General features: G+C 30.1%; 1 protein-coding gene. It reads right to left on the bottom strand.

What is annotated here, in order from left to right; genetic code table 11:
* Window positions 1-24 precede the first annotated feature (24 nt).
* Window positions 25-1,349, bottom strand: a 1,325-nt coding sequence (locus HMPREF9078_RS07030; RefSeq protein ID WP_009420005.1) for an IS4 family transposase, incomplete at its 5' end; no start/stop codon positions are given.

Raw genomic sequence — 1,349 nt, 5'->3', positions numbered from 1 at the left:
AAACTAAGGTTGTAAGGAACATTTTTAACTATCTGAATAAGAATACATTTTTGAAGGATCTCCTCCGCAATGGATTACAATTTCTTTAATTATTTCATCTTGTAAACCATAACAAAATCGCCTTTTAGGGATTTTATAGCCTTTCAATCCTTCTTCTTTTATGTATGTCAATAGTAATATTGATGCTATTAATATTACATACATCATCACTTCTATGCCATTGAGATTTCTTGAAAAGAAATGTTTAAAGTTAAGCTCTTGCTTTATAAAACGAAAATACTGCTCTATCTTCCAACGATTTCTATAAATTCCGGCTATTTGCTCATCACTAAAATCATCGGTTAAGTTACTTAAAAACAGTATCTTTTCTTCTTTAATTTCTCCTCTCTTCTCATCCTTCTTTAGCAGTCTACCCTCTATTAAACGAAAGGTATTTTTTGTCTTCTTTTGACTTTTAGTGAAAAGATGTACTTTCTGACTGCTAATTAAGCGCAGATGCTCATCTTGCTCAGCTAATTTCTTTACTTGACTCCCTTCTGCTAAAATATACTTTGAGTCTTTGTAAATTCGGGTGACAAAATATTGAGTCTGCTCATCTGAAAGCTCATCCATTACCTTTCTATCTTTCATTCCTCTGTCGAACACTGCTATATCTTCCTTATTAGCAGTATGTTCCTTGAGAATATCACCAAGTGCTAAATCTTCACTTATCATTTCTTGCTGGTGATGAATTTTACACTTGAATGGTAAGTTTGAAAATCCAATGGTGAATTTTAAGCTTAGCTTTCCTTGCTCATCTTTTTTATTCTTCTGTCCATTTTGCATTCCTAAATGGAGTAGTTTGGATGAGATACTCACTATTGTAGAATCATAACTACTTATTTTAGAAGTAATTCCTTCTTCTAAAAAAGGTGCATACTTCTTTACGCAATAAGCAAAAAGTCTTTCAAAGAAAACTACATTTATTTTAGCAATCCTTTCTGCAATGCTACTATGTGATATGACTTTAGTAAGTGATATCTTAGCAATCATTTTAAAGAAATTTGTGATATAAAAGTTTTCAAAGGTTCTTAGACTAGCTCTATCATCTGTCAAAGCACCGAAAATTAGCAACTTAAATATTTCTATTCCTTTAAGTTTTTTGCTATATTTATCGACTCCTGTTTCTTTTACAAGAAATTCTAACTCTTTATCTTCTATCTTAGAAAAGATATTTGAAATTCTTTTTCTATTCTTTATTATAGTGGTCATAACTTTTTTTTTGCAAAGATAATACTTACACAGTATTCCTACAAAAAAAACATAGTTAAAAATCAGTACTTTATAAATCTTCCTTACAGTTTTGGTTT

The organism is Capnocytophaga sp. oral taxon 380 str. F0488 (assembly GCF_000318255.2).
GTDB lineage: Bacteria > Bacteroidota > Bacteroidia > Flavobacteriales > Flavobacteriaceae > Capnocytophaga > Capnocytophaga ochracea.
Note: the sequence above shows the minus strand (reverse complement) of the source record. Positions and strands in the feature narration are given on the sequence as shown.